This window comes from Butyricicoccus sp. OF27-2pH9A, from assembly GCF_027693185.1.
Lineage (GTDB): Bacteria > Bacillota > Clostridia > Oscillospirales > Butyricicoccaceae > Agathobaculum > Agathobaculum butyriciproducens.
This window is the reverse complement of sequence record NZ_JAQEXK010000025.1, coordinates 1-5122: the sequence shown is the minus strand read 5'-3', so window position 1 is coordinate 5122 and position 5122 is coordinate 1. Positions and strand designations below refer to the sequence as shown.

Here is a 5122-nt window from a genome sequence, read left to right as displayed (position 1 = left end):
AAACGAGCATACCAAAGGGAGCGATACGCCGCTGTGAGATTCAGGGGAGGAACGACACCGGGGAGAACTGGCGAACTGACACCGAAATGATACCGAAACACGACAATCTGATAGGGGGATAGTCTACCCTATCGCTGATACTTCGGGAGATTTTAAGCGGCTCTATGGCTGTAATTTTGCCGAAAATCGCCCCGAAACCATACACTAAAACGTGAGGAAGCGCAATATGCCGAGAATGAGCAAAAAGAGGAAGCATGAGCTTTCCTTTTACCTCAATGACCGGGGGCGTGTCACTTACAACGAATTATGCCGGAAATGCCAGCATGGGTGCAGGCAGAGCTTCCGGGCGGTTGTGGTTGACTGCCCCCATTATTTATCCAAACGAGCAAAGAAAAAGGAGGAACACACCGAATGAATTTTGAATTTATGACGATAGACACACCATTGCCGCCCTGTATGCCATTCCCCAGAGCGTTGACAGGATTTCCAGTCAGCAGCACCGCAAAGGTCATGTATTGCCGGATGCTGGACGCTATGCTATCCAAAGGGCAGGAGGACGAGAACGGAATCCTGTTTGTCTGCTTCCCTGTTACAGCCATTGCCGCAGTCTTGTCCCGCAGCCCCATGACGGTCAAGCGTTCTTTGAATGAACTGGAAATCGCCGGACTTATCATGCGGGTGCGTCAGGGCGTTGGAGAACCAAACAGGATTTATGTGCTGATACCGGGAAAGGAGGACGCTGCCCTTGCCTGATACCTCAAAACTGGAAAAGCTCAACCGTGAGCTGGAGAAAAGCGAAAAGAAACTGCGGAAAGCCATCAATGATGAAAAGGCGTTGCAGCACCAGTTGAAGCAGCTTACCCGAAAGGAACGGACGCACCGGCTCTGTATCCGTGGCGGTATGCTGGAAAGTTTTCTGCAAGAGCCGGAACGCCTGACAGACGATGATGTCATGCTGTTGTTGAAACTCATTTTTCACAGGCAGGACACGCAGGAACTATTGAAGAAACTGCTGGAACGGGAGAAGCCGGAAACCCCTTAGTTTACTAAGGGCGCAATTATACACCACCCAGAGGTTGGTGCATTGCGTTCTCCGAAGGCTCCTCGCCGGAGGGCTGTGATTTTCCGCAGTCATGGTCTGCTCCAAATCATACAGGGGACGCTACGCTTCCCCTGCGCTGGCTGTCGCCAGCTACCCTTTTGTGGACTTGCCGCCCGGAAACACCTTGCGCTGCAAGCTGTTCCCGTCCAGCAAGTTTTATCAGTCGAGCTATCCTTATCTACGGTAATTTAGTATAATAAGGTCAAAAAACAGAACGCTATCATTGTGCAACCGATATGCAACTGATAATTGCTTGATAGTTGGTGGTAGCAACACGGTAATTCAGATAGAATAAAGCCAACAAAGAAAGGAGGTCATCCAAATGTTAGTAAACATCATTATGATTGTAGTCGGAATAGTTTTCTCATGTATCTTTGTCGGCTTGCTTATCCTTGTTATTCGTGCATTGCTTAAATATATCCGTACAGAGAAATGAAGCCAACAGCAACATTAGGAGGTGGTCAAATGAAAGTAACCGTATTTATGATAATCGTTGGAATAATTTTCTTATGTATCTTTGTTGGTTTGCTTACCCTTATTGTTCGTGCATTACTCAAATATATCCATTCAAAAGATGTACGGCAGGAAAAATCCGTAGTGAGGAAATCGTTGGGTGAAGCACTCAAAGTACACAGAACACAGTGCAAAATGACGCAGGAATTTGTTGCTGAAACGATTGGTGTTAGCAGGCAGGCTGTTTCAAAATGGGAAAATGGAACATCCGACCCTTCCACATCAAATCTTTTTGCACTTGCAAAACTTTACGGTATTTCTGTTGAAGAATTACTAAAAGAAGTTGAATAATCTTCATGCAGATATTTTATTTCATCATCGGGCCACCCTGACCCGAACTTTCAAAACTGAATACCAGCCGCCCACCGGCGGCACCACCGAGCAGGAAATCTGAAAAGGTCTCCTGCTTTTTTTCTGCCCCAAATGAGGTGGTAAAACGCCACCCCATCCACCAATTACCGAAAGGAGGGACACGAAATGCCCTGTCCACACAACGAAATCTCGATTGTGCAGCGAAGCCAACAGCAGTCTGCGGTTGCCGCCGCTGCCTACCAGAGCGGCGAAAAGCTGTTCTGTGGATACGATCAGGAAGTGAAGCACTACCCGGAAAAGCGTGGTATCGTCCACAATGAAATCTTGCTTCCGGCAAATGCCCCACGGTCGTATGCAGACCGCAATACTTTATGGAACGCCGCCGAAGCGGTGGAGAAGCAATGGAATTCCCAGCTTGCAAGGCGGTGGGTGCTTACCATCCCCAGAGAGATACCGCCCGACCAGTACGCCGCCCTTGTCCGGGATTTCTGCAATCAGCAGTTTGTTTCCAAAGGAATGTGCGTGGATTTTGCCATCCATGACAAAGGGGACGGAAACCCTCACGCTCATGTCATGCTGACTATGCGGGCAATGGATGAACATGGGAAATGGCTTCCCAAGAGCCGCAAGGTTTATGACCTTGACGAGAACGGGGAACGGATAAAACTTCCGTCCGGCAGATGGAAAAGTCACAAGGAAGATACGGTTGACTGGAACGACCGCAAGTATTGTGAAATCTGGCGGCATGAATGGGAGATCATCCAGAACCGCTATCTGGAAGCCAACAACCGCCCGGAGCGGGTGGATCTCCGTTCTTATGAAAGACAGGGGCTTGATATTATCCCTACCGTCCATGAGGGTGCTGCTGTCCGGCAGATGGAAAAGCGAGGGATTCAGACCAACATCGGAAATCTGAACCGGGAAATCAAAGCCGCCAACAGCCTGATGAAGTCTATCCGGCAGCTTATTAAAAATCTCAAAGGCTGGATTATCGAGCTTAGTGAAAAACGAAAAGAACTGCTTGCGGAAAAAGCTGCGGAGGAAGCGGTATTTCTTCCCAATCTGTTGATGAAGTACATGGAGGTACGAAAGGCAGAACGGAGCGACTGGACACGGGCGGGACAAAACCGTGGAACTTCCAAAGACTTAAAGGCAGTCAGCGAAGCCCTGTCCTATCTTCAGAGAAAGGGACTTTCCACCGTGGAGGATTTGGAAAACTTTATAGAAACGTCCGGGAAATCTGCCGCCGACTACCGAAAGCAGATGAAGCCAAAGGAAACCCGCAGCAACGTGATTGACGCTATCCTTGCCGCCCGGACGGACTGTAAGGAATGTAAGCCCGTTTATGAGAAATACCAGAAGATATTTTTCAAGAAAACTAAGGAAAAATTCAAGCTGGAACACCCGGAGGTTGCCCGGTTTGAGAAAGCCAGTGCCTACCTTGCCAAGCACCCGGATGATAAGGACAGCACGAAAAAGGAGCTTTTGCAGGAACAGGCGAAGCTTGTGGGCGAAATCGCAGACTTGAAAGTACCGTTGACCGAGGTGCAGGAAGATTTGAAGAAGCTGCGGGACATCCGCTACTGGGTACGGAAAGCCACACCCGGCACAGAGGAAAGCAAAGAGCCGCCCAAGAAGCAGCCCCTCAAAGAAGTCTTGCAGGATAAGGCTGACGAGAAGAAAGCACAGAAAAACGCCCCGGCGCAGACGAAACACAAACAACAGGATATGGAACTTTAACAGGCACTTGCCATTTTCAGATTGAGAATGATAAGTGCCTTTTCTTTTTTACAAGGAGGAATTGATTTGAATGTATTTGAAGCTGTGAAGCAGTCCGTTACGACAAGACAGGCTGCGGAGCATTACGGAATCCGGGTAAACAGAAACGGGATGGCTTGCTGCCCGTTCCACAACGATAAGACCCCCAGCATGAAGCTGGACAAGCGTTTCCACTGCTTCGGATGTGGTGCAGATGGGGATGTGATTGATTTTGTAGCTGCCCTGTACGGGCTGGGGAAAAAGGAAGCCGCCGCACAGTTGGCGAGTGACTTCGGGCTTGCCTATGAGGACTGGAAGCCACCGGGCAGGGCAAGGAAGCCCAAGCCCCGGCAGAAATCCCCGGAAGAACAGTTCCGGGAAGCAAAGGCACATTGCTTCCGTGTCCTTGCCGATTATCTACACCTCTTACGGGTATGGAAAACCGACTATGCCCCGCACTCCCCGGAGGAAGCGTTTCATCCCCGGTTCGTGGAAGCCTTGCAGAAGCAAGCCCATGTGGAATATCTGCTGGATGTGCTGCTGTTCGGGGAGACAGAGGAAAAAGCGGTTTTGATTATGGACTACGGAAAGGATGTGATACAGCTTGAACAGCGAATGGCAGAGCTTGCAGCCGCAGACGCAGCAAGAACTAAAAAACACCATGAACGCCATGCAGCCGCCCCAGAGCGTTGAGGAAGTAAAGGCAACTCTGGAAACCACCGAGAAAGGCGGCGTCCGCCAGAGCATACGGAACTGCCTGACCGTATTCCAGCGTGACCCTGTGCTTGCCGGGGCAATCGCCTACAACATCCTGACCGACCGCAAGGACATCATAAAGCCCATCGGTTTTCACAGAGAAAGCACAGCCCTGACCGATACGGACATGAAGTATCTGCTTCTCTATCTGGAGGAAACCTACGGGCTTACCAGTGAGAAAAAGATTGAAACCGCCATCGGGATTGTGGCGAATGAGAATAAGTACCACCCCATCCGGGATTTTCTGAACAGCCTTGCATGGGACGGGACTGAGCGCATCCGCTTCTGTCTGCGGCACTTTCTGGGAGCTGATGTGGACGATTACACCTATGAAGCCTTGAAGCTGTTCATGCTGGGGGCGATTACAAGGGCATTTAAGCCCGGAAGCAAGTTTGAAATCATGCTGTGTCTGGTAGGCGGTCAGGGGGCTGGCAAATCCACCTTCTTCCGGCTGCTGGCAGTCCGGGACGAGTGGTTTTCCGATGATTTGCGGAAGCTGGACGATGATAACGTGTACCGCAAGCTGCAAGGTCACTGGATAATTGAAATGTCGGAAATGATGGCAACCGCCAATGCCAAGAGCATTGAGGAAATCAAGTCCTTTCTAAGCCGCCAGAAAGAGGTTTACAAAATTCCCTATGAAACTCACCCGGCAGACCGCCCCCGTCAGTGCGTGTTTGG

The 5122-nt window shown here is 50.1% G+C and carries 7 protein-coding genes; all 7 read left to right on the top strand.

What is annotated here, in order from left to right; all coding sequences use genetic code 11:
- Window positions 1–226 precede the first annotated feature (226 nt).
- On the top strand, window positions 227–415 hold the full coding sequence (locus PG722_RS12985; protein ID WP_144101507.1) for a hypothetical protein: 189 nt from the start codon (window positions 227–229) through the stop codon (window positions 413–415).
- On the top strand, window positions 412–753 hold the full coding sequence (locus PG722_RS12980; RefSeq protein WP_118657063.1) for a DeoR family transcriptional regulator: 342 nt from the start codon (window positions 412–414) through the stop codon (window positions 751–753). Before PG722_RS12985 ends, PG722_RS12980 begins: the two co-directional genes overlap by 4 nt.
- A complete protein-coding gene (locus tag PG722_RS12975; protein ID WP_270580782.1) occupies window positions 746–1042 on the top strand; it encodes a DUF3847 domain-containing protein in 297 nt (98 codons plus the stop codon). The genes PG722_RS12980 and PG722_RS12975 overlap by 8 nt, the downstream gene beginning before the upstream one ends.
- 525 nt (window positions 1043–1567) lie before the next feature.
- Window positions 1568–1906, top strand: coding sequence for a helix-turn-helix domain-containing protein (locus PG722_RS12970; protein WP_003509323.1), 339 nt, complete (start codon window positions 1568–1570; stop codon window positions 1904–1906).
- A 186-nt stretch (window positions 1907–2092) separates the two neighbouring features.
- Window positions 2093–3667 carry a MobQ family relaxase gene (mobQ, locus tag PG722_RS12965; RefSeq protein ID WP_008394607.1) on the top strand — a complete coding sequence of 525 codons (1575 nt, stop codon included), beginning with the start codon at window positions 2093–2095 and terminating at the stop codon, window positions 3665–3667.
- Window positions 3668–3733: 66 nt separating this feature from the next.
- Entirely contained in the window at window positions 3734–4378 is a 645-nt protein-coding gene (locus PG722_RS12960) for a CHC2 zinc finger domain-containing protein (RefSeq protein WP_025544160.1), read from the top strand.
- Window positions 4347–5122, top strand: a 776-nt coding sequence (locus tag PG722_RS12955) for a VapE domain-containing protein (RefSeq protein ID WP_270580790.1), incomplete at its 3' end; no start/stop codon positions are given. The genes PG722_RS12960 and PG722_RS12955, both read left to right, overlap by 32 nt.

What these genes read in the sequence shown, in the direction of transcription:
- PG722_RS12985 (WP_144101507.1), top strand. Translation starts at nt 227, where the DNA reads ATGCCGAGAATGAGCAAAAAGAGGAAGCATGAGCTTTCCTTTTACCTC.
- PG722_RS12980 (WP_118657063.1), top strand. Translation starts at nt 412, where the DNA reads ATGAATTTTGAATTTATGACGATAGACACACCATTGCCGCCCTGTATG.
- PG722_RS12970 (WP_003509323.1), top strand. Translation starts at nt 1,568, where the DNA reads ATGAAAGTAACCGTATTTATGATAATCGTTGGAATAATTTTCTTATGT.
- mobQ (WP_008394607.1), top strand. Translation starts at nt 2,093, where the DNA reads ATGCCCTGTCCACACAACGAAATCTCGATTGTGCAGCGAAGCCAACAG.